A 21,951-nucleotide genomic window follows, 5' to 3' on the forward strand; every position below is an offset into this window, starting at 1 on the left:
ATACAGTAAATAAGGTGAACTATGTCTCTTAAATATCAGATTGTTCCAGTGACATCCTATGCGCAAAATTGTTCGATCGTTTGGTGCGATGAAACGATGAAGGGTGTTGTGGTCGATCCCGGTGGCGATGCTAAACAACTTGGAATGATGATCGAAGAGTTGGGCGTCGAGGTTGAGCAACTTATATTAACTCACGGACATCTCGATCACGTTGGTGGCACATTAGCGCTATCTGAAATTCTAGGAGATGTTTCGATTGTTGGGCCTCATAAAGATGACAACTTCTGGTTACAAGGGTTAAAAAACCAATGTGAAATGTTCGGTTTTCCTCAAACCGAGGTGTTTGAACCATCAACATGGTTGGTTGAAGGCGATACCATAACATTCGGCAATCAAACGTTGGATGTTTTGCATACTCCGGGCCATACACCAGGACATGTGACATTTTATAGCCAAGGTGCTCAGCTTGCGTTTGTTGGTGATGTTCTATTCCACGGCAGCATCGGGCGCACTGATTTTCCAAAAGGGGACTTTGATACCTTGATTAGCTCTATCAAAACCAAACTGTGGCCTTTAGGCAACGATGTTACGTTTGTACCTGGTCATGGACCAAACTCCACGTTTGGTAAAGAACGTGCTTCCAACCCATTTGTTGCAGATGAAATGCCACTTTACTAGTGTCATATTAATCGGGCTCGGCGGCAGCGATATAGCGCCGAGCCAGACCGATAAACTCGTCTGCATCGCAACCTAAATCATGAATCGAAATAAAGATGTCAAAACCAATCGCTTGTCGTTGGTAGTGCATTCGATTTGCCATCATAGCCAGTAACCCTTTATACATCTTGCCGTTTGGACTGGTATATGGGCTGTCATCGAGCATATAGTCTTCAAACTTACTTCGCATCCCTTGTTGTTTTAATCCAGAATACAAAAGTGCACGTTGCTCTAGTAATTGGTCACTAATGATACGGGGACAAATACTATCCAAATATGGGTCTGGTTGTTTTAGTCTAATGCCAATCCATGGTAATGGATGCGAGTGACCTTGCTGATCGATGTAACACATTTCAATGCTTGAGATATTATTCCATTTTACCACCCAACCACCTTTAAAAAAGTGCTGCTGAAAGTGGCTTGGTGTCATGGTGTACTTCACTAATAACTTCTGAATAATAAACCAAGCAATTAACGCTATTCCGGCAAAGAGCATTAGGATGGCGATCGCATTGCTGAATTTATCGACTTGAACCGCGGCGATCAGAGCGATGGCTAGATACAAATAAAAAATGAGTACCCGCCAGCGTGGTGTTAGGCCAATTTGTAGGTTTGCGAATTGACGAGTCTGCATTTAATCACTCTTAAATAACGTTGAACTCACTATATAGTTATCGTAAGGAACCAACCAACAAGTTTTTATCAATGATGAGAGCCCGAGTCTTAGCATTATGGGTATATTCAATCAGCACTGAGTGTTTTTGCGGCAAATCGCCTAAATAACTATTGAAAGGTGAAAGCAAAGTCTTGTTTTTTGTCTCTCTTTCTAGTTGAATACTCGTTCAGTTATTATTTTCTCAATTTTAAGGCATTGTGTAATGGGTCGTCCTAAGATTCCAAGAATTATATGCGGTTCTCCAGCAGATAGTTGTTTTAAGCCTAACGGTATTCCTATGAAACAGCTAGACCAAGTTTTTTTACAACCTGATGAATTTGAAGCGTTACGCCTTGTTGATTATCAAGGAATGTTACAACAAGAGGCGGCAGTTGTTATGGGCGTCTCACGCCAAACACTGGCCAACTTAGTCAAAGCCGCTCGTTTAAAAGTGACAGATTGCTTGGTAAACGGAAAAGCGCTCATGATGCACACCGCCGAGTCGTAAGAACAGCCACCTCCTTATGCGTCTTTCCTTACGGCATTTCATTTAATGCTGTAGGGCTTCCACTGATTACTCCCACTCTTAATCGATTTTTTATCTCATTTCTTTGTTTAAAATAATTGGCATATGATATTTACATGTGTATATTTAGCATATGCCATTTAAATAAGGAGTACATTATGTACATAGCGATGCCATTACAAGATAAATCTCTATCAAATCATTTTACTAAAGCAAGCGCATTTGCGTTGTTTAACCAAAACGGTGATTTCATCAAGCAGTTTGAAAATCCTGGATTGCAAAAAGACTGTGAAGGAAAGAGCAAACTGGTTGAATTACTCAATTTGTATCAAGTGAGTCAAGTTGTCGTAAAAAACGTTGGTGAAAGAATGTTAGGAAAACTTCTCGATTCAAAAATTGTGGTTAAGCAGGTCAATCAACGTGGATTGGACGTGGTGAGTATTTTTGAACATATGGAAGCATTGCCTACGTTAGCCTCTGCTGACCAAGGGCGTGAATCAATAAACTATCGTGAAAAGCAAAAAACGGGAGGTTGTTGTAACCACGAACACAAACATGCGCATAAACACGAACACAAGCACATACATGGGCGAACTCACGGTGGTTGTTGTAGCGATGACGAACGTCAACAACATGGACAAAAACAGGGTAAAGGAAGATGTTGCCAACGATGAGTCAAATTATGGTGGGTGTAACACAGGATTTAGACAGTCTAAACGACGCTCAAAGATTGCACCAACACTGTTTTGTATGTGGTTCGAGTATTGATGTGCCCGCTGGGCTCGGGATTAGCTATTCACCGGTAGATGAGCAGTCGGTACAGGCTGAGTTTGTGGTTGAAGTGAGACATCAGGGCTACCAAGGGTTACTACATGGTGGAATAGCAAGCTCACTAATCGATGGAGCAATGACACATTGCTTGCTTCAGCAGAATATTCCCGCGTTAACGGCTGAATTGAATATGCGATTTCATCAACCTATTAAGCTCGGTGATACTGTCAATATTAGTGCGACAGTTACTCGTCAACGACGAGGTATTTATTGCGTAGAAGGGGAGTTGACGGTTTCTGGGCAGTGTTGTGTGAGTTCAAAGGCCAAGTTCTTACAGCCCAAGCTCGCGTGACAGTTATTGAAATTAGTACGACTCATGAAATTGTTTTCGAATGATCAAAGTAAAAGTGCCACCAGTAATCCCAGTTACTATATGGTGGCACTTCGTTTATGTTATGCGCTAAGCTTAAATTCTTTCAGTAGTGAGACCATCTCTTGTGCCAGTTCATTTAATTGGTCTGCGTGTTGATAAATTTCACTCGATTCGGATTGGAAAGAGTGCGTTGTTTTAGCTGCGTCATCGGTGTTGCCTGAAATTTGTCCATTGGTAACCGCTTGCTGTTCCGCTGCAGCTGCAATTTGTTCAATTCGAGCATTAATGGAGGAGATGGCGCTCGAAATTGACGAAAAGTTATGATGTACCGTATCGGCTCCGCCAACGGTTGAGTCGGCTAGATTCTGACATTTATTCATGGTATCAACAGCTTGGTTGGTTGTGGTTAATAGACTAGAAATCATCTTGGTTATTTCTTCAGTAGAGTCATGAGTTCGTTGGGAAAGTACACGAACTTCATCAGCAACTACGGCAAACCCACGACCTTGATCTCCAGCTCTCGCTGCTTCAATTGCAGCATTAAGCGCGAGTAGGTTCGTTTGTTCAGCGATGCCACTGATCGTAGCAACAATACTATTAATATGTTGACTGCCTTTTTCAAGCTCTTTAATGATACCGGATGCTTGATTAACCGATCCTGCGAGAACGTGAATGGTTTCTTTAAATTCTCCAGCGGTTTGCATACCTTCAGATGCGAGATTGACGCATTCTGCAGAGCTAAGAGAGGTTTGCTCGGCACTTTCCGCGACTTCATTTGTTGCGGCAGACATGTCTTGAAGTGAGTCAGATATCGTTGTCATGCTTGCTTGTTGATTCGAAGCATCATCCGATAAGCGCTCTGCGGATTTATTCAAGTTAGACGTGTGCTGAGCGAGGTTGGTTGAGACTGTATTCATGCTTATCAAAGTGCTTGATAACTTACTAAACAAACTGTTGGTTTGATCAATGAGCACGGAATCATCAACATTTTCAATTCGAGTAGAAACATCACCTTGATAACCTTTTTCAATCGCACCGATGACAGACTCAGATTCCACAAACTTTTTATTTCCTTCCAGTACATAGAATGACGCAACTGCAAATGCCAAGATGCCAAGAACTAGATGGTAGGCAAGTGGTGCCAACAAACCATACGCCGTTTCATCACCCCAAGAGAACATTATCAATGGGATGTTGCCAAGCTCGGCTCCGATAGACTGACAGTAAGTAAGACCAACGTGATAAACTACACCAAGAACTAACCCTACAAGCGTAGGAAGGTAATCGCGATATCGTGAAAGTATCATAAAGTTTAGAAAGTAAGCGAAATGACCTTCACCTAGGCCATTGGCTTGTTGAGCGGTAATGGCGAAGAAAGCGGTAATAGCAGTAGCCATAATTACTCGAGATGCGACTGTTCCACGGATTGTCATATAAGCGATGACTGAAATTGCTGTGATAATACCACCGCCGATGAGACCGAGGTAAAAGTACCCGTTTTGCCAAGAGGTCACACACGTTACTAGGAAGAAATAAGCAAATATAATCTTCAACATGACGCCATCAGTGAGTTTAAAGTCACGATTAAATGCCTCGTTGATATTCGTTGATAGCTTATTGCTATAGCAGATAAAAAAGTATTTAAGCATAGTTATGGTTCCAGTTTTTGAAGGTCTGAACTTAGTTGCGCAAGCGTGTATTCATTTGGGTTATAGGCTCTAATTATCGACCACTCGTCTTGCTCTCGTTTTAAAAGGTAACTCCTGGCCATATGAGTGATATCATCTTTTAGTTTGTGAATATTCAAGCCAAAGTCGGCTTTATATTGGGCAAACTCTTTTTCACTCGGCATATGACCAATAAATTCTGAATTGTATGCTTGTGCATATTCCATCGAAGCATACTGGGTACTGTCTTTATCGATGTTAATAAAGATAACTTGAGGCATTTTCACCTCATCTTTATCCCAATTCTGTTCCAGTTGAGATAAATAACTCAATGTTAGAGGGCAAGCGCCACTGCAGCTGGGAAAGCCGAAAAACACAATTGCATAGGGATCAGGAATGTCAGTATTAGGTAAGCGCACTTTCTGGTTCAGTGTGGCAGGAAGCAAGGCCACAGCAGCAATTACACCGACCAACACAAGCCATAGTGAGCTCCCAATGAGCCACATTTTTGTTTTTGCCATAGGTTTCCTAGTTATTGCGTTTCGCTACTAATTTAAGCGTAGGCGCATAACTGAAAAACTGCCAAAAATCTATAATATTTATAAGGCTGGGAAATGAGTCAAACCAACAACGAACGACAGAGACTAGATAGAAAAGAAGTGGCCAATATTTTACGTATATTGACGTTATTTAAATTTAGTTCCCTTCTAAAATTCGGATGGAAACACTCGCCGCTGCGGTACGGTTGTCCACGTTCAATTTCTTATATACCTGTTCTAAGTGCTTGTTAACGGTCCTTGGGCTCATTTCTAGAATTTGTGCGATTTCCCAATTTGTTTTACCAAAAGATAGCCAATACAAAACTTGAGACTCGCGTTTGGTTAAACCCAGTGCAGCTTGCAAATCCTGTTCTGAACCTGTTTTCTTTGGTGTAGAAATACGCACCAATGAATGCAAGCTATTGTAATTACCCGCATAGTGGGCTTCTAAATTTGGGGTGAATTGCTTGAGAATCAATGGCGTAGATTCAGGGGTTTGCATTAACCAAAGGGCGATATCTTGCTGGATGGTTTGCCAAGTATCAGAGCTGTCTTCACCAAGTTCATTGAGCAACTCTTGGGCATGAGGGGTAGCCCATTCAAGATTACCGTTATTGGATACGCAGAAAATATACTGACCAGCATAGTCGAGTGCAGCTTGTGCGGATTTAGCTAATTGCGCGGATTGGCTGTGAACGCGGATCCTTGCCAGTACTTCATCGGGGACCACTGGCTTAGTAATATAGTCTGTGCCACCTGACTCAAAACCTTGAATAACGTGTTTAGAATCATCAAGCCCGGTCATAAAAATAATCGGTGTAGCAGGCAGTTGTTCCTTGAGTTTGATGCAGGTTTCAAACCCATCCATTTCTGGCATCATCGCATCAAGCAAAATTACATCGGGTTGAACTCGCTCGACGATCGACAGCGCTTGCTGACCGCTCAATGCCACGAGCACCGTGAGCCCTGCTTGATTGAGCGTGGCGTTTAACATTCCCAGTGATTCGGGGGAATCATCCACAACCAAAACAATAATATTATTACTCGGGATAATGCTCATTTAATAGTCCGTTAATGTGGATGATGATGTTATCAAAATGGCAGTTTTGAACTTCCTCTTTGAAGTATTTAATTAAACTTGGCGAGATACTTTGATTTTGTTCTATCGTCGTAAGAGTTTGGCTAAATCCGGACATAAATCCTATTTCAGCTTGCTCGCGTAATATTATTAATTGCTGCTTCGTCGGTATGGTATGGCAGACGTCGTTGTCGACATAAGCGTTTCGATCACTACTCTCATCATAACACCACTCAATATCGAGCAAGCGGCTCAATTTTGCCAGCAACAAGGAAACCGACACTGGTTTGGTAAGGTAATCATTGTGATAACGTAAGAGCTGGTTGTTGGTTTCTAATTCTTGGATATTGGCCGATAGCATTAAAATAGGTTGTTTACATTCAAGTTTTCGAAGCTGAATAGCGAGTTGCCAACCATTAACTTGCGGCATGAAAATATCGAGCATAAACAGGTCAATTGCCTGAGAATTTACGAGTGAAAGAGCCTGCTGAGCACTATCAGCAGTAAGAACATTAAAACCAAGAGGGGTGAGGATACGCTGAATCAGCAAGCGTTGATCCTCTATATCATCGACGACTAAAATCGTTTTTCGGTTACCCAGATAGCCAGTTACTGCTTCGTTAATGAGTTCCGGTTCGGGCAATTGATTACTAACCTCAGGTAGCATTAACTTTAATACGAATACACTGCCGAACCCGCTTTGACTTGTGCAGGATATTTCGCCCCCCATCATATCGGCCAACGCATTTGAGATGGTTAACCCTAAGCCAGTACCCGGTATCGCATTTGTGGCTTCATTTTGAATGCGTTCAAATGGTTTGAATATCTGCAGCAATTCACTTTTGGATAATCCGACTCCGGTATCTTGAACAGTAAAGCGTACTACTTGATTTCGATAGTCGATACGAAATGTTATCTTTCCACTCTCTGTGTATTTAATCGCATTGCTTAATAGATTAATTAATATTTGGCGTAAACGTTGTTTGTCCGCAGCAACAAACACAGGAACATGGCTAGCGATCTCGAATTCAAATTCAATACCTTTCCGTGTTGCCTGCATTGAGAACATATCAGCTAATTGATCCAATAAGACGCTGAGACTGAATTCGTCTCTATGAAGTTCAAGTCGTCCAGCTTCTATTTTTGAAATCTCGAGTAATCCTTCAATGAGATCGGACAGATGCTTGCCATTTCGCTTCAGGATTTCGGCATACTGGCGTGTTTGCTCATCTAATTTTTGATCATTGCTTAATAGCTGAGCATACCCGAGTAGGACGTTTAATGGTGTGCGCAGCTCATGACTTAGACCCGCCAAATATCGACTCTTTGCATTATTCGCAGTTTCAGCACTTTTCTTCGCTTGCTTTAACGCTAAGGACGTTTTTTGGTGCGCGTTGACTTCTGTTGTTAGAAGGACCGTGTGAGCTTGAACCTCTTTTAATGCTGTGCGATTACTTGTTCGTGCAAGAACAAACAACCAGCTTACGATTCCAATCGGGATAAGTAACAAAGCAAATGCTTTCAACAACCCGCTTGATACCGCTTCCATTTGAGCAGAATCTAATTGTGGAACATGTGCATAGGCAAGGGCGAGTATTGCTCCCATTGCCGCGCTGACAATTATCATCACGCCGATAAACTGAGCGACGGTGGATGAAAGGCCATCAATCCAGCGCTGCGGCATGTAAGGGGCAAGTAGCTGTTTTGTTTGAGCATTAATCGTGGCGTCGGGGCGACATTGATCGTGGCAACGAACATCTAGAGAGCAGCAAAGTGAGCAAATATGACCGCCATAAGCAGGACACCAAGCCATATCTTCATGTTCAAAATGTAGCTCGCAGACACTGCACTCGTGCTCTTCTTTATCTGTAACAATCGTCGTCTCGGATTCAACAAGGTAGTAACGGCTCTTGGTCAGCAAGGCAATAAGTGGCACTGTCACAAATGGTAAAAGAAAAGCAATATATGACGCAAAGGCTTTGAATATTTCGCCATAACTGTTGAGGTGTGCAAATATACCAACAACCGAGGCTATGATCATTGAACCTACGCCAACAGGGTTGATGTCATATAGCTTCGAGCGTTTAAATTCGATAGTTTTAGGGCTTAACCCAAGTGGTTTGTTGATGACTAAATCGGCGACGATAGAGCCAATCCATGCCAATACCAAGACAGAATATACCTGCAGTGTTTCCTCAATTAGCTGATAGACACCGAGTTCCATGAGTAAAAGCGCGATAATGACATTAAACACCATCCATACGACACGACCGGGATGATGGTGGGTTAAGCGCGAGAAGAAATTTGACCATGCCAATGAGCCGGCATAAGCATTGGCAACGTTGATTTTAAGCTGAGAAATGATGACAAATAGCCCAGCACACACGATCGCAAACTGAGTATTATCCGAGGTATAGGTAAACACGGTGTAATACATATGAGAGGGATCGCCAGCTAGGTTAGGCAGTACGCCATGGCTTATTGCGAGCCATGCCAAAAAACTACCAAGCACCAATTTTGCTGAGCCAAATAACATCCACCCTGGACCGCCGAGTAACATGGCACTCCACCACTTAACTTTGCCACACTTTTCTTTTTCGGGCAGAAATCGAAGAAAGTCGACCTGCTCACCAATTTGAGCGACAACGGATAGCAAAACCGCAGACGCTGAGCCAAATAAAAGCCAATTAAACTCACTACCAGAATCATTGATTCCGGCATAGTCAAGCCATTGGTCAATATCAGCATCGGCGTGAGTGAATACATAAATTAGAGGTACGATTTGCAGCAGTAGCCATATGGGTTGCGACCACATTTGAAAGCGACCGATATTGGTAATTCCAAGAATAACCAGTGGAATAACAACAACCGCACTAATGATATAGGCAACGGGTAAGGGGATACCAAATAGTAACTCAATGGCCATCGACATGATTGCTGCTTCAAGAGCGAAGAAAATGAATGTAAAAGAAGCATAAATCAGAGAAACAATCGTCGAGCCAATATAGCCAAACCCAGCGCCACGGCTGAGTAAGTCGATATCAACCCCATGTTTGGCTGCGTAGTAACAGATGGGGATACCAGAAAAGATCACCACGATGGCGATAGCAAAAATAGCCCATAGGGAGTTTGTGACACCGTAATTAAGAGTGATGGTGCCGCCAAGAGCTTCTAACACTAAGAAAGAGACAATGCCGAGGGCTGTATTGGCTATCCAGCTTGCCGACCACTTGCGCGCTCGTTTTGCAGTAAAACGTAACGCGAAATCTTCGAGTAATTCGTTGGCGACGAGTTTGTTATAACGGCGTCGTGTTACCGGGACTTTTTCCATACTACTGTACTATCTTCCTTGATAGAGCAAATGTAACGATAACCTACTAACGCGCGATTATACCGCGGTCGTTTTATTAAGACTATGCGTCATTCTACGTAGTTTTTGTGCCCTAACTGCGCATACCCATTCTGTCTAAAGTGGTAAATACTAATTCCAGTTCAATTTTGTGTTCATCATGAAATGAACCAACCCCCGATACTTAATGTTGTTATTTCAAAACGAATGGAAGGAAGAAGACCAATGAAAAGGAATTTTCTCGCGACTTCAGTACTAGCGGCAACGCTACTTAGTGGTCATGCAATGGCTGAAGACACTATCAAGGTAGGCGTTCTCCACTCTTTATCTGGCACTATGGCGATCAGTGAAACGACGCTAAAAGACACCATGCTAATGCTTATTGATGAGCAAAATAAAAAGGGCGGCCTTCTTGGTAAGCAGCTCGAAGCCGTTGTTGTTGACCCAGCGTCGGACTGGCCATTGTTTGCAGAAAAAGCACGAGAGCTAATATCAAAAGAGAAAGTAGAAGCTGTATTTGGTGCTTGGACTTCCGTATCACGTAAGTCAGTTCTTCCGGTATTTGAAGAGCTTGATAGTCTACTGTTCTACCCAGTTCAGTATGAAGGTGAAGAATCGTCGAAAAACGTATTCTACACTGGTGCTGCGCCAAACCAACAAGCCATTCCAGCGGTTGATTATTTGTTCGACCAAGGTGTCGAGCGTTGGGTTTTAGCGGGAACAGACTACGTTTACCCACGTACCACCAATAAGATTTTAGAAGCATATTTAAAATCGAAAGGCGTGGCTGAAGAAGACATTATGATCAACTACACCCCGTTTGGTCATTCGGACTGGCAGTCAATCGTATCCGACGTTAAGAAGTTTGGATCGGCTGGCAAGAAAACCGCCGTTGTTTCGACCATCAATGGTGATGCTAACGTTCCGTTCTACAAAGAATTAGGAAACCAAGGCGTATCAGCTGATGATATTCCAGTGGTTGCTTTCTCTGTTGGCGAGGAAGAATTGTCAGGTATGGATACATCTGCACTTGTTGGTCACTTAGCGGCGTGGAACTACTTCATGAGCGTTGAATCCGACGTCAATGATGAGTTTATTGAGAAGTGGCATGCGTTTATTAAAGATGAAGCGCGTGTAACAAATGACCCAATGGAAGCACACTACATTGGCTTTAACATGTGGGTAGAAGCGGTTAAGAAAGCTGGAACAACGGATCCATCTGTCGTCGGCGATGCACTGATTGGTGTGACGGTACCTAACTTGACTGGCGGTTATTCTGCGATGATGCCAAACCACCATATTACGAAGCCTGTGCTTATTGGCGAAATTCAAGACGATGGTCAATTTGAAACGGTTTGGGAAACATCTGGCTTAGTTCCTGGCGATGCTTGGTCTGATTATCTACCTGGTTCAAAAGACCTGATTTCAGATTGGAGACAACCTCTTTCTTGTGGTAACTACAACATCACAACAGGTAAATGTTCTGGCCAGAACTTCTAAATTAGCTAAGGAGTTCTCGTAAGAGTTCCCCAACGTTAAACGTAATTTTGCAAAATGTGGTGACAGTGATACCTATAGTTACGCTGTCACCACCTTGCAGCTTGCCAGTTTATTATTTCTCCTTCAACTCGAGTATGTATCGATACTGTTTTATGAAGAAGAATTATTCGTTTAACCTGAGGTATGTCAGTGATGTCTTTCACTATTTTTCAGCACTTAATAAAACAATTTCGGCATTGGAGTTCATCTTTGATAACTCTCTTCGCCACAATACTTCTTTGCTGCGCACCATCTGTTAGTGCAGCCACCTCTGATTTTGAGCAACAACTCGAGCGCCTTACCACGCGCGATTTCAAAGAAATTACCCTTGCAGTCACCGAACTTGGTAAGAGTCAAGATGTGCGAGCGATTACCGTTCTAGAATTGTTATTGGACGGGAGTATCTATCTCGACAAATCAAAGAAAACTCTGGTAGAGGTTGTCGATAAGAAAAGTGGTCGTTACGCCATAAGACCATTACTCACAGAAGAAGCGACCACATCGGTTAAATCCAGAAGCGTTAAAAAAATAAGCATTAATAACCGCTTACGAGGCCAAATAAAGGCGACGTTGGCAGGGTTGAATATTTCTCATCCTAATGTCGATGTCCGTATCGCGGCGGTGACACAACTAATGGGCTCGCTGGATGAATCTGGATACGCTCTATTAAACAACGCGCGTCAAACAGAGCAGGATTCCAGTGTTATTGATGTGCTCGACACCGCCATGGCGATTTATCAACTCAATACGTCGGAGCAAGAAAGTGAGCAAGCACAGGCAATTGAACTACTAGGACAAAGTTATCAACCGACTGCACGAAATGCACTCACTCGCTTTTTAGAAAAAGAGCCGAGTGATGAGCTTGCTGACGCGACGAATAAGGCGTTAGGTCTTATCGAGCAACGAGCCAATATCGCCAATTTAGGAGAAACCCTGTTCTTTGGTTTAAGCCTAGGCTCGGTGTTGGTTTTAGCTGCAATTGGTTTGGCGATCACATTCGGCGTAATGGGTGTGATTAACATGGCGCATGGCGAACTGATCATGTTAGGGGCCTATACCACATATATGATGCAGCTACTGATGCCGAATCATATTGGTTGGGCAGTTGTGTTATCGATTCCAGTTGCTTTTCTAGTGTCGGGGTTTGTCGGTATTTTAATCGAACGCGGTGTGATGCGATTTCTCTATGGTCGTCCACTTGAAACCTTACTCGCTACCTTTGGTATCAGTTTGATTCTTCAGCAAACGGTACGAACTATTTTCTCACCTTTGAACCGCTCAGTTTCAACTCCAGATTGGATGCAAGGCGTGATTGAAATTAACCCATTGCTAAGTCTTACACTTAACCGACTCTACATTATTGTGTTTTGCTTAATTGTTTTTGCACTGCTGTTTATGGTGCTGCGATACACACGTTTAGGAATTGAAGTTCGTGCCGTATCGCAAAACCGAAGTATGGCTCGAGCGATGGGGGTTCGTTCTGAGTGGGTTGATGCCATGACATTTGGTTTAGGCTCGGGTATCGCAGGTATTGCGGGTGTTGCCCTCAGCCAATTAACCAATGTCGGTCCAAACCTTGGACAAGCCTATATCATCGATTCATTTATGGTGGTGGTATTTGGTGGCGTGGGTAACTTGTGGGGAACGCTCGTCGCAGGAATGTCGCTTGGGATTGCGAATAAGGTTCTCGAACCGTGGGCAGGTGCAGTATTGGCGAAGATCCTTGTACTGGTCTTTATCATTCTATTTATTCAGAAGAAACCTAGAGGCTTATTCCCTCAGAAAGGTCGCTCAGCGGAGGGCTAAAAATGAATCTTCAATCAAAATTGTTCGACCGCTCTACCTTAATGTTTTTAATTGTGTTGAGTGCTGCTCTTTGCCTAGTTCCGAGTTTGAACCTATTTTTTGAACCGGGTAGCGCATTGCATATTTCAACCTACACCATCACTTTAATGGGCAAATATTTAACCTATGCACTGTTGGCGGTCGCCGTCGATCTCGTATGGGGTTACCTAGGTATTTTAAGCCTTGGGCACGCGGCATTTTTTGCACTTGGTGGCTACGCCATGGGGATGTACTTAATGCGTCAAATTGGCGACCGTGGTGTATATGGAAATCCAGAGTTACCTGACTTCATGGTGTTTCTAAATTGGCAAGAATTACCATGGTTCTGGCAAGGTTTTGACCAATTCTGGTTCGCTATGTTGATGGTGGTTCTAGCACCAGGCTTACTCGCGTTTGTCTTCGGGTGGTTTGCCTTTCGTTCTCGGGTAACGGGAGTGTATTTATCCATTATTACACAGGCACTGACTTATGCATTGCTCTTGGCCTTCTTCCGCAATGAGATGGGGTTTGGCGGTAATAATGGTTTAACCGACTTTAAAGACATACTTGGATTCGACCTTAAATCTGATATGACGCGCCTTACTTTATTTGGATTATCTGGCATTGCGTTGGGCCTCGGTTACATTGCTTGCCGATTTATTGTGGTGAGCCGTTTGGGGCGCGTTGCGATGGCCGTGCGAGATGCCGAATCTAGGACTCGTTTTACTGGGTATAAAGTGGAGTATATCAAGCTAGCGATTTTTACTTTTTCTGCGGTGTTAGCAGGGATAGCAGGGGCTTTGTACGTTCCACAAGTTGGAATCATTAACCCTTCAGAGTTCTCACCGCTCAATTCAATCGAATTGGTTGTGTGGGTAGCATTAGGTGGGCGAGCAACTTTATATGGTGCGGTAGTGGGTGCGCTGGCAGTGAACTACGCCAAAACTTATCTAACCGCAGCATTACCGGAAGTTTGGTTGTTTAGCCTTGGTGCCATGTTTGTTTTGGTTACATTATTCCTACCTAATGGGGTCACAGGTCTTATTAAACGCAAAGAGGTTCAGTCATGAGTGTAGTGGATTATGCCAAAGCCTTAACCGATCGTAACCATGTCTACGACTTCATGCAGCCAGTGGTAAATCCAATGCTTACCGTTGGACAAGGTTATTTGCTCTATCTCGAAGGCATTAGTGTTTCGTTTGACGGTTTTAAGGCGATTAATGACTTGAATTTGTACGTCAAAGAAGGGGAGTTACGTTGCATCATAGGCCCAAATGGAGCGGGGAAAACCACGATGATGGATATCATTACCGGTAAAACTCGTCCTGATTGTGGCAGTGCATGGTTTGGTCAAAACATTAATTTGTTGTCGATGAATGAGCCTGAGATTGCGCAAGCGGGAATTGGTCGCAAGTTTCAAAAGCCCACCGTATTTGAAAGCCAAAGCGTTTTTCATAACTTAGAGTTGGCCATGGCGGGCCCGAAAACGGTGATGTCGAGTCTATTCGCCACGCTAACGTCGAGTGAAATGGATCATATTGATCACGTACTCAAGCAGGTTGGGCTCTATGACCAACGCAGTTTGTTGGCTGGTGCGTTATCTCATGGGCAAAAACAGTGGTTAGAGATTGGAATGTTGTTGATGCAGAATCCGAAGTTGCTCTTGGTCGATGAGCCGGTGGCAGGAATGACACACCAAGAGATGGACCGAACCGGAGAACTCCTCACTTCTCTTGCGGGTGAACGAACCATTATTTTGGTTGAACATGATATGGATTTTGTTCGTTCCATCGCACGAGACGTGACAGTGTTACATCAAGGTCATGTGCTTGCCGAAGGGACGATGGACCAAGTTCAAAGTAACCGAAAAGTGGTCGAAGTGTATCTTGGAGAAGAGGCATGATTGAGATTAAAGGTTTAAACCAATTTTATGGCCAAAGTCACACGCTGTGGGACCTCGATATGCATATTCCAGAAGGTCGATGCACCGTGCTTATGGGACGTAACGGGGTAGGTAAAACGACATTATTGCAATGCATTATGGGGCTTCTTCCAACCAAGAGTGGCGAAATTAACTTTTTGGGTAACAACATTGCGACGAGTGCTGCAGAAAAACGAGCTCCGATGGGGATTGGCTATGTACCGCAAGGGCGTCAGATTTTTCCACTGCTCACCGTAGAAGAGAACTTACGGATTGGGTTGCCAATGCGTGGCGATAAAGCCAAACACGTCCCTGAATTTATTTATGAGTTGTTTCCTGTATTGAAAGAGATGTTACATCGTCGAGGTGGTGATTTATCGGGTGGTCAACAGCAGCAGTTGGCGATTGGTCGAGCCTTGGTGATCAACCCTAAATTACTGATCCTTGATGAACCCACAGAGGGTATTCAACCCAATGTTGTCGCTGAAATTGGCGATATTATCCGACGCCTAAATAAAGAGATCGGATTAACCGTATTGCTAGTGGAGCAGAAGCTCCCGTTTGCCCGCAAAGTGGCCGACAACTTCTGCATATTGGACCGAGGACGTCAGGTCGCAATGGGCGAGATGGGTGAGCTCAGTGACGAGCTCGTAAAAAAATATTTAACGGTGTAATGGATATGAGCAATACCTTTGATATGTCTACCCAAGCTCAGCGCCATTGGCCAGCGTATTTATCGTTAGGGTTTGATAAATCCGCGGATAAGACACGAATGAAGCACATGGAGTTTCATGGACCACTGCGCGTGCAACGCCCTTTTTATCCAGAAGACGATGTCTGTCATGTGTATTTGCTTCATCCACCGGGTGGGCTGGTTTCCGGGGATGATCTTAGTATTCATATTCATTGCCAAACCGACAGTCATGCACTGATCACAACACCATCGGCGGGAAAAATTTACAAAGCTGACAGCAAAGCGATTGAGCAAAAACAGCATGTCGACATTGAAGTCGATAATGCCGTTTGTGAATGGATGCCAATGGAAACCATCGTATTTGATGGCGCACATGGCAAACTGAGCACCCAAGTCAACTTATACGGCAATGCCAAATTTGTTGGCATCGATGTGTTCTGTTTGGGCCGACCGAAAAGTCACCTTCCGTTTGTTCATGGCAGTGTCGAACAACGTCTTTCTATATATCAAGATGGCAAACCGATATTACTTGAACGTCAATTTCTTGCGGCAGACGATCCCTTATTAACGGCGGTAAGTGGGTTCAATGGACACTTAGTCTCGGGAACATTGGCGATCGTTGGTTTGGAACAAATTGGAATAGAACAGGGCAATGAGATGGTCAACCAACTTAGAACGCATTTTCAAGCGGACCAAAAAGGGTGTTTGAGCATTACCTACCGCTTGAATGTACTGTTGGTTCGTTATCTTGGCGATTGTAGTGAGCAAGCACAGCAGCAATTGCGTCAGTGTTGGGAGTTGGTTCGTCCAACCCTATTAGAGCGACCAGCTTGTACCCCCCGTATTTGGTATACCTAACAACTTGGTTTATCAGGATAAGAACGATAGAAAACCACCTGGCTAGAGGAATAACACATGGAACTCTCTCCAAGAGATAAAGATAAGCTTCTGCTTTTTACTGCGGCTCTGGTTGCAGAGCGACGTTTAGCACGAGGCGTGAAGCTTAATTACCCTGAAGCATCGGCTTATATTTCAGCAGCGATCATGGAAGGGGCGCGCGATGGAAAATCGGTTGCGCAATTAATGAGTGAAGGACGAACATTACTCAGTAAAAACGATGTAATGGAAGGCATCGCCGAACTGCTTGAAGAAGTTCAAGTCGAAGCCACATTTCCCGATGGAACCAAACTGGTTACCGTCCATAATCCAATTCAATAGGAGGCATGATGAATCCTGGTGAATATATTTTGGGAACCGACTCTATCGAGCTTAACAAAGGCCGTAGAACGGAACAAATTGCCGTAATTAATCATGGCGATCGCCCAGTGCAAGTTGGCAGTCATTATCATTTCTTTGAAACCAACCCCGCACTTGAATTTGACCGAGAGAAAACTAAGGGCATGCGCTTGAATATTGCCGCTGGTACAGCGGTGCGCTTTGAGCCTGGACAAACTCGTAATATTGAGTTGGTTGAGATTGATGGTGACAAGACCATCTACGGTTTCCGTGGCGATGTGATGGGCAAACTTTGACAGTGATATCACTAGACAAAAATGGTTAGGGAGAACAAATAATGGCAGAAATTTCTCGTCGTGCGTACGCAGATATGTACGGCCCTACTGTCGGCGATAAAGTCAGACTTGCAGATACAGAGTTGTTTATTCAAGTCGAAAAAGATTTCACGACATATGGCGATGAAGTGAAATTTGGTGGTGGTAAGGTGATCCGTGATGGTATGGGTCAAGGTCAATTGTGTCGTGATCAAGTGGTCGACTGTGTGATTACTAATGCGCTGATTCTTGATCACTGGGGTATCGTTAAAGCGGATATCGGAATTAAAGATGGCAAGATTGCCGCCATCGGTAAAGCAGGCAACAAAGACATTCAACCCGATGTAACAATTAACGTTGGTGCGAGCACCGAAGTAATTGCCGGTGAAGGCCACATTGTTACCGCGGGCGCTATTGACGCGCACATCCATTTTATTTGCCCTCAGCAGATTGAAGAAGCATTGATGTCGGGAACGACGACTATGATTGGTGGCGGTACTGGTCCTGCAACGGGGACGAATGCAACAACCTGTACCCCGGGCGCGTGGAATATGCAGCAAATGCTCCGCAGTACCGATCAAATGCCAATGAACTTTGGTTTCTTGGGTAAGGGAAATGCAAGTTTGCCCGAGCCACTCGCTGAGCAAGTAGAAGCAGGTGCATGTGGCTTGAAGCTACATGAGGATTGGGGAACGACACCAGCTTCTATTGATAATTGTTTATCGGTTGCCGAACAATACGATATTCAGGTCGCTATCCATACCGACACACTCAATGAGTCTGGTTTTGTAGAAGACACACTTGCGGCATTTAAAGATCGAACCATTCATACTTACCATACCGAAGGTGCGGGGGGGGGACACGCGCCAGATATTATTGTTGCTTGTGGCCAACCCAACGTTTTGCCTTCCTCAACTAATCCAACTCGGCCATACACTGTGAATACGGTTGATGAACATTTGGATATGCTGATGGTATGTCATCACCTTGATCCAAATATTCCCGAAGATGTGGCGTTTGCCGATTCTCGGATTCGTAAAGAAACCATTGCTGCTGAAGATATTCTGCATGATTTGGGGGCATTCTCGATGATTGCATCAGATTCTCAAGCCATGGGGCGTGTGGGCGAAGTGATTTGTCGAACCTGGCAGACGGCTCATAAAATGAAAGTACAACGCGGTTATCTTGAAGAAGATAAAGAGATTGAAGCGGATAACTTTCGCGCAAAACGTTACATCGCTAAATACACGATTAACCCAGCGATAGCCCATGGAGTATCACACATGGTTGGTTCATTGGAAGTCGGGAAAATGGCCGATATCGTCTTATGGAAACCGGCTTTTTTTGGAATTAAACCTGCTCTGATCATTAAGGGTGGCTTTATAGCAGCTGCACCAATGGGAGATGCAAATGCGTCGATTCCAACGCCTCAGCCAGTTCATTATCGTTACATGTTTGGCGGTTTCGGTTCAGCGGCCTCTGCAACCTCGGTAACCTTTACTAGCCAAGCGGCGACAGAAAATGGTCTAAGAGAATCACTTGGCTTACAAAGAGAACTCGTCGCGTGTAAAAACTGCCGGGATGTCACTAAAAATCACATGATTCACAATGATTATATGCCAACGATTACCGTCGACCCGCAAACTTATGAAGTGAGAGCTGACGGCGCGTTATTGAGTTGTGATCCGGCAACTGAATTGCCATTGGCCCAACGTTATACGTTGTTCTAAACACGCATTTACTAGAAGGATAATGAGTATGTTTCGAGTAGTAAGTCGATCTGATCACCATCATGGCGAAGTTCTGGATTCGGTTGTGTTAGCGTACGAAATGCGCCAACGTGGACGTTTTAGAACAGAGAGCCACAACGGACACGATGTCGGTATTTTTCTTCCGCGCGGTGATGTATTGCAACACGGAGATTGTCTGTTTACAGAATGCGGCAAAGTATTCCAAGTTGTCGCCAAAGAAGAGCAAGTTGTTACCGCGGTTGCAAAAGATTGGATTTCATTTTCTAAAGCGTGTTATCACATGGGGAACCGTCATGTCCCCATGGAAATTGGTGAACAGTGGCTTCGCTTTCAGCCGGATCATGTTCTAGAAGAGATGGTTGAACTGTTTGGACTCGAATGTCGCCACCATAAAGGTATGTTTAATCCAGAAAATGGGGCGTATCACGGTGGTGGGCATTCGCATGGACATTCACATAGTGATCATTCCCATAGCCACTCCCATAGTCACGGGGAGCATAGCCATTAATGAATGTTCAATCTCTGCTTTCACTGTTACACCTCAGCAGCCCAAGCTTACCTATCGGCGCATTCGCTTACAGTCAGGGCTTGGAAACTGCGGTTGAGTTGGAGTGGGTAACGGATGAGGCTTCGCTCCAAGAGTGGTTAGAACCAATATTAAATTTTGCACAAGCACATCTTGAAGTTCCGCTATTGATTCGTTGTTATCACGCATGGGAGAACAACGATCTCGTCGCTCTAGAGCATTGGCAAGCTGTGTTGCTTGCCAATCGTGAAACCGCGGAGTTGGTACAAGAAGAGCGAATGTTGGGCCAAACTTTTTTTCGATTGCTAAAGAGTTTGGATGTTGAATTACCGCCTGAAGCAAAAGGTATGAGCTACTTGCCATTGTTCGCTAAGGCGTGCCAGCATTTTGGTGTCTCAACCGAACAAGCGGTTACAGGTTGGCTTTGGTCTTGGTTAGAAAATCAAATTACAGTAGCGTGTAAAACAGTGCCGCTTGGCCAAACCTCTGCACAACGAGTATTACTGGCATTGATGCCACAAATTGAACAAGTTTTATTAAAAGGGGTTAAGGTAGAGGACGAAGCGATCGGCTTGACTCTGCCAAATTTTGCCATGGCTTGTGCCTGGCATGAAACTCAATATTCACGATTATTTAGGAGTTAACCATGAGTTCTCAATGTCTACGAATTGGGGTTGGCGGCCCTGTTGGCTCGGGTAAAACCGCATTATTACACCAGTTATGTCTAACGTTGCGTCAGCACTACGACTTTGCTGTTGTGACTAATGACATATACACCAAAGAAGATGCCGAATTTTTATTGCGTAATGAAGCTCTGGAAGCCGATAGAATTCTTGGGGTAGAAACTGGCGGATGTCCCCATACGGCGATCCGAGAAGACGCATCTATGAATTTAGCGGCGATTGATGAACTGCAAGATCGTCACCCAAAACTTGAATTTGTTTTGGTCGAAAGTGGCGGTGATAACCTAAGCGCGACGTTTAGCCCAGAGTTATCTGATTTGACGTTGTACGTGATCGATGTGTGCGCAGGAGATAAAATACCGCGTAAGGGTGGGCCTGGAATCACCAAATCAGATTTGTTGATTATCAATAAGACGGATCTTGCCCCCATGGTTAATGCGTCACTTGAGGTAATGGACCGAGATGCGAAAAAGATGCGTGGTAACAAGCCCTTCGTATTTACGAACTTGATTCGTGGAGATGGGTTAGAAGTTGTTATCGATTTTATTATTGAACGCGGCATGTTAGAGAAGCGCGACGTCGTGATTGAAGTTACAGAAGTATAAGGAAAAAAGTATATGAAGGGATTATTAAGAGGTTTGTCTGTAGGGTTGGTTTTGGTGAGTAGTAGCAGTTTTGCGCATACAGGTCATAGCGCACACGGAAGTTTTGTCGAGGGCATATTACACCCATTAACTGGATGGGATCATCTGTTAGCCATGGCATTGATTGGCTTGTTTCTTTCTGAGTTCACGTTCCGTAATGCAAGCAAGATTTCTGGTGTTATTATGGCTGCGATCGCGAGTGGTTACATTATTGGTCTTTCTTGGGGTGGGGCGAGTTCTGTGGAAGCGTTAGTCACAACATCGATCTTAGGACTGCCATTGGCTTTAGTTGCGTTAAAAAAAGGCGGAACGAAAAGTGTGATGGCGATAGCCGCTGTTGCGTTGTTTAGTGTTTCACATGGTTTAGTGCAAGGTGCAGAAGCACAAGGTGGCGCAGTTCAATTTGGCCTTGGTGTCATGCTAGCAAGTACACTCGTCATCAGTTTGACTTACGCTATCGGTCGACAGGCTGTCGCCGCTAAAGCTCGTTCAGTACATCAATAAACTTAATTTTGTAGTGTTGCTTTCAATGCCGGCTAACGTCGGCATTGTTGCTTAGTGTATAGCGACTTTCAACGAGCTCCATTTCATTCTAATCCGATATATTTTCTAGTACCGGACCTTCTCCAGATTAATTATTTCTCCTCACTAACGAAAGACGTATCGTACTTAAATTTGAGTCACCTTAAATTTTAACGGTTTCAACGAGTTGCATTACCTCTTCCTAATTTAAAAACATATTGAGTGTTAAATGTACAAATTGCACCAATTCCCCACCTTGGTTTCTTGAGAATGAAACATGTGTTTCACAAACCATACATGTCAAACATAACAATTATTAACAATTCACATACAAATAAATAGGTGTTATACGAAAAAACAACCTCTTTAATTGAGTTTAATGTCAATAGGGTTGTGTCTATTGGTATCTTAACGAGTGATTGTCTCGAAGTTGATACTATGGGGTTTTACTCGATTAAGGTGGCCGATTAGTATTGTGCAAGTAATATAAGATGCCGATAATGAGTGCCAATGTGAACTTTCCGTCATAAGCAATACAGAGGAGTGTAAGCGCAAGTTATCGTTGAGAGAATTTAGAGGCCTTCAAATACGCAACCATACGCCGTTTGCCGCCAAATTAACC

The 21,951-nt window shown here is 43.9% G+C and carries 21 protein-coding genes and 1 pseudogene; 17 read left to right on the forward strand and 5 right to left on the reverse strand.

Annotation, left to right across the window (positions count from 1 at the left end):
- The first annotated feature begins 21 nt into the window (after positions 1-21).
- A complete protein-coding gene (locus ACWU4D_RS01655) occupies positions 22-678 on the forward strand; it encodes an MBL fold metallo-hydrolase (protein ID WP_456049633.1) in 657 nt (218 codons plus the stop codon).
- 7 nt (positions 679-685) lie between these two features.
- On the opposite strand, the gene ACWU4D_RS01660 is transcribed toward ACWU4D_RS01655, so the two are convergent.
- Positions 686-1,351, reverse strand: a complete 666-nt coding sequence (locus tag ACWU4D_RS01660; protein ID WP_456049634.1) for a DUF2982 domain-containing protein — start codon at positions 1,349-1,351, stop codon at positions 686-688.
- Positions 1,352-1,595: 244 nt separating this feature from the next.
- Between ACWU4D_RS01660 and ACWU4D_RS01665 the strand changes: the two genes are divergently transcribed.
- From ACWU4D_RS01665 to ACWU4D_RS01675, 3 genes are all read left to right on the forward strand, one after another.
- Positions 1,596-1,880, forward strand: coding sequence for a DUF134 domain-containing protein (locus ACWU4D_RS01665; protein ID WP_456049635.1), 285 nt, complete (start codon positions 1,596-1,598; stop codon positions 1,878-1,880).
- A 176-nt stretch (positions 1,881-2,056) separates the two neighbouring features.
- The gene (locus tag ACWU4D_RS01670) at positions 2,057-2,572 is read left to right on the forward strand and encodes a NifB/NifX family molybdenum-iron cluster-binding protein (protein ID WP_456049636.1); all 516 of its coding nucleotides are present in this window, start codon (positions 2,057-2,059) and stop codon (positions 2,570-2,572) included.
- Complete coding sequence (locus tag ACWU4D_RS01675) at positions 2,569-3,021, forward strand: PaaI family thioesterase (protein WP_456049637.1); 453 nt, start codon at positions 2,569-2,571, stop codon at positions 3,019-3,021. Before ACWU4D_RS01670 ends, ACWU4D_RS01675 begins: the two co-directional genes overlap by 4 nt.
- A 101-nt stretch (positions 3,022-3,122) precedes the next feature.
- Here the strand turns inward: ACWU4D_RS01675 and ACWU4D_RS01680 are convergent, their stop codons facing one another.
- The 4 genes from ACWU4D_RS01680 to ACWU4D_RS01695 form a co-directional block, all read right to left on the reverse strand.
- Positions 3,123-4,691, reverse strand: coding sequence for a methyl-accepting chemotaxis protein (locus ACWU4D_RS01680; RefSeq protein ID WP_456049638.1), 1,569 nt, complete (start codon positions 4,689-4,691; stop codon positions 3,123-3,125).
- Between the two features lie 2 nt (positions 4,692-4,693).
- On the reverse strand, positions 4,694-5,230 hold the full coding sequence (locus tag ACWU4D_RS01685; protein WP_456049639.1) for an SCO family protein: 537 nt from the start codon (positions 5,228-5,230) through the stop codon (positions 4,694-4,696).
- Positions 5,231-5,405: 175 nt separating this feature from the next.
- Entirely contained in the window at positions 5,406-6,308 is a 903-nt protein-coding gene (locus ACWU4D_RS01690; RefSeq protein WP_456049640.1) for a response regulator, read from the reverse strand.
- Entirely contained in the window at positions 6,289-9,657 is a 3,369-nt protein-coding gene (locus tag ACWU4D_RS01695; RefSeq protein WP_456049641.1) for a hybrid sensor histidine kinase/response regulator, read from the reverse strand. The genes ACWU4D_RS01690 and ACWU4D_RS01695 overlap by 20 nt, the downstream gene beginning before the upstream one ends.
- 243 nt (positions 9,658-9,900) lie before the next feature.
- On the opposite strand from ACWU4D_RS01695, the gene urtA reads away from it, so the two are divergent.
- The 13 genes and pseudogenes from urtA to ACWU4D_RS01760 all read left to right on the forward strand — a co-directional run bounded on the left by urtA (position 9,901) and on the right by ACWU4D_RS01760 (position 21,311).
- A complete protein-coding gene (urtA, locus tag ACWU4D_RS01700) occupies positions 9,901-11,175 on the forward strand; it encodes an urea ABC transporter substrate-binding protein (RefSeq protein WP_456049642.1) in 1,275 nt (424 codons plus the stop codon).
- Positions 11,176-12,141: 966 nt separating this feature from the next.
- A pseudogene (gene urtB / locus ACWU4D_RS01705) lies at positions 12,142-13,020 on the forward strand (urea ABC transporter permease subunit UrtB); the annotation flags it as partial.
- Between the two features lie 2 nt (positions 13,021-13,022).
- Positions 13,023-14,108, forward strand: a complete 1,086-nt coding sequence (gene urtC, locus ACWU4D_RS01710) for an urea ABC transporter permease subunit UrtC (RefSeq protein WP_456049643.1) — start codon at positions 13,023-13,025, stop codon at positions 14,106-14,108.
- On the forward strand, positions 14,105-14,941 hold the full coding sequence (gene urtD, locus ACWU4D_RS01715) for an urea ABC transporter ATP-binding protein UrtD (RefSeq protein ID WP_456049644.1): 837 nt from the start codon (positions 14,105-14,107) through the stop codon (positions 14,939-14,941). The genes urtC and urtD overlap by 4 nt, the downstream gene beginning before the upstream one ends.
- Positions 14,938-15,633, forward strand: coding sequence for an urea ABC transporter ATP-binding subunit UrtE (gene urtE, locus ACWU4D_RS01720; protein ID WP_456049645.1), 696 nt, complete (start codon positions 14,938-14,940; stop codon positions 15,631-15,633). Before urtD ends, urtE begins: the two co-directional genes overlap by 4 nt.
- Before the next feature lie 5 nt (positions 15,634-15,638).
- Positions 15,639-16,511, forward strand: a complete 873-nt coding sequence (locus tag ACWU4D_RS01725; RefSeq protein WP_456049646.1) for an urease accessory protein UreD — start codon at positions 15,639-15,641, stop codon at positions 16,509-16,511.
- 57 nt (positions 16,512-16,568) lie between these two features.
- Entirely contained in the window at positions 16,569-16,871 is a 303-nt protein-coding gene (gene ureA / locus ACWU4D_RS01730) for an urease subunit gamma (RefSeq protein WP_456049647.1), read from the forward strand.
- An 8-nt stretch (positions 16,872-16,879) separates the two neighbouring features.
- Entirely contained in the window at positions 16,880-17,185 is a 306-nt protein-coding gene (locus ACWU4D_RS01735; protein WP_456049648.1) for an urease subunit beta, read from the forward strand.
- A gap of 41 nt (positions 17,186-17,226) precedes the next feature.
- Entirely contained in the window at positions 17,227-18,933 is a 1,707-nt protein-coding gene (ureC, locus tag ACWU4D_RS01740) for an urease subunit alpha (protein WP_456049649.1), read from the forward strand.
- A 28-nt stretch (positions 18,934-18,961) separates the two neighbouring features.
- Positions 18,962-19,462 carry an urease accessory protein UreE gene (gene ureE, locus ACWU4D_RS01745; RefSeq protein ID WP_456049650.1) on the forward strand — a complete coding sequence of 167 codons (501 nt, stop codon included), beginning with the start codon at positions 18,962-18,964 and terminating at the stop codon, positions 19,460-19,462.
- Positions 19,462-20,124: an urease accessory protein UreF gene (locus ACWU4D_RS01750; protein WP_456049651.1), complete on the forward strand. Its 663-nt coding sequence runs from the start codon at positions 19,462-19,464 to the stop codon at positions 20,122-20,124. The genes ureE and ACWU4D_RS01750 overlap by 1 nt, the downstream gene beginning before the upstream one ends.
- Positions 20,125-20,126: 2 nt before the next feature.
- Positions 20,127-20,768, forward strand: a complete 642-nt coding sequence (gene ureG, locus ACWU4D_RS01755) for an urease accessory protein UreG (protein WP_456049652.1) — start codon at positions 20,127-20,129, stop codon at positions 20,766-20,768.
- A 12-nt stretch (positions 20,769-20,780) separates the two neighbouring features.
- Entirely contained in the window at positions 20,781-21,311 is a 531-nt protein-coding gene (locus ACWU4D_RS01760) for a HupE/UreJ family protein (protein WP_456049653.1), read from the forward strand.
- Positions 21,312-21,951 lie beyond the last annotated feature (640 nt).

It is taken from the genome of Vibrio phycocola, assembly GCF_053850235.1.

Excerpts from the sequence above, each read along its gene's own strand:
- ACWU4D_RS01655 (WP_456049633.1), top strand. The coding sequence starts at position 22 with ATGTCTCTTAAATATCAGATTGTTCCAGTGACATCCTATGCGCAAAAT.
- ACWU4D_RS01660 (WP_456049634.1), bottom strand. The coding sequence starts at position 1,351 with ATGCAGACTCGTCAATTCGCAAACCTACAAATTGGCCTAACACCACGC.
- ACWU4D_RS01665 (WP_456049635.1), top strand. The coding sequence starts at position 1,596 with ATGGGTCGTCCTAAGATTCCAAGAATTATATGCGGTTCTCCAGCAGAT.
- ACWU4D_RS01670 (WP_456049636.1), top strand. The coding sequence starts at position 2,057 with ATGTACATAGCGATGCCATTACAAGATAAATCTCTATCAAATCATTTT.
- ACWU4D_RS01675 (WP_456049637.1), top strand. The coding sequence starts at position 2,569 with ATGAGTCAAATTATGGTGGGTGTAACACAGGATTTAGACAGTCTAAAC.
- ACWU4D_RS01680 (WP_456049638.1), bottom strand. The coding sequence starts at position 4,691 with ATGCTTAAATACTTTTTTATCTGCTATAGCAATAAGCTATCAACGAAT.
- ACWU4D_RS01685 (WP_456049639.1), bottom strand. The coding sequence starts at position 5,230 with ATGGCAAAAACAAAAATGTGGCTCATTGGGAGCTCACTATGGCTTGTG.
- ACWU4D_RS01690 (WP_456049640.1), bottom strand. The coding sequence starts at position 6,308 with ATGAGCATTATCCCGAGTAATAATATTATTGTTTTGGTTGTGGATGAT.
- ACWU4D_RS01695 (WP_456049641.1), bottom strand. The coding sequence starts at position 9,657 with ATGGAAAAAGTCCCGGTAACACGACGCCGTTATAACAAACTCGTCGCC.
- urtA (WP_456049642.1), top strand. The coding sequence starts at position 9,901 with ATGAAAAGGAATTTTCTCGCGACTTCAGTACTAGCGGCAACGCTACTT.
- urtC (WP_456049643.1), top strand. The coding sequence starts at position 13,023 with ATGAATCTTCAATCAAAATTGTTCGACCGCTCTACCTTAATGTTTTTA.
- urtD (WP_456049644.1), top strand. The coding sequence starts at position 14,105 with ATGAGTGTAGTGGATTATGCCAAAGCCTTAACCGATCGTAACCATGTC.
- urtE (WP_456049645.1), top strand. The coding sequence starts at position 14,938 with ATGATTGAGATTAAAGGTTTAAACCAATTTTATGGCCAAAGTCACACG.
- ACWU4D_RS01725 (WP_456049646.1), top strand. The coding sequence starts at position 15,639 with ATGAGCAATACCTTTGATATGTCTACCCAAGCTCAGCGCCATTGGCCA.
- ureA (WP_456049647.1), top strand. The coding sequence starts at position 16,569 with ATGGAACTCTCTCCAAGAGATAAAGATAAGCTTCTGCTTTTTACTGCG.
- ACWU4D_RS01735 (WP_456049648.1), top strand. The coding sequence starts at position 16,880 with ATGAATCCTGGTGAATATATTTTGGGAACCGACTCTATCGAGCTTAAC.
- ureC (WP_456049649.1), top strand. The coding sequence starts at position 17,227 with ATGGCAGAAATTTCTCGTCGTGCGTACGCAGATATGTACGGCCCTACT.
- ureE (WP_456049650.1), top strand. The coding sequence starts at position 18,962 with ATGTTTCGAGTAGTAAGTCGATCTGATCACCATCATGGCGAAGTTCTG.
- ACWU4D_RS01750 (WP_456049651.1), top strand. The coding sequence starts at position 19,462 with ATGAATGTTCAATCTCTGCTTTCACTGTTACACCTCAGCAGCCCAAGC.
- ureG (WP_456049652.1), top strand. The coding sequence starts at position 20,127 with ATGAGTTCTCAATGTCTACGAATTGGGGTTGGCGGCCCTGTTGGCTCG.
- ACWU4D_RS01760 (WP_456049653.1), top strand. The coding sequence starts at position 20,781 with ATGAAGGGATTATTAAGAGGTTTGTCTGTAGGGTTGGTTTTGGTGAGT.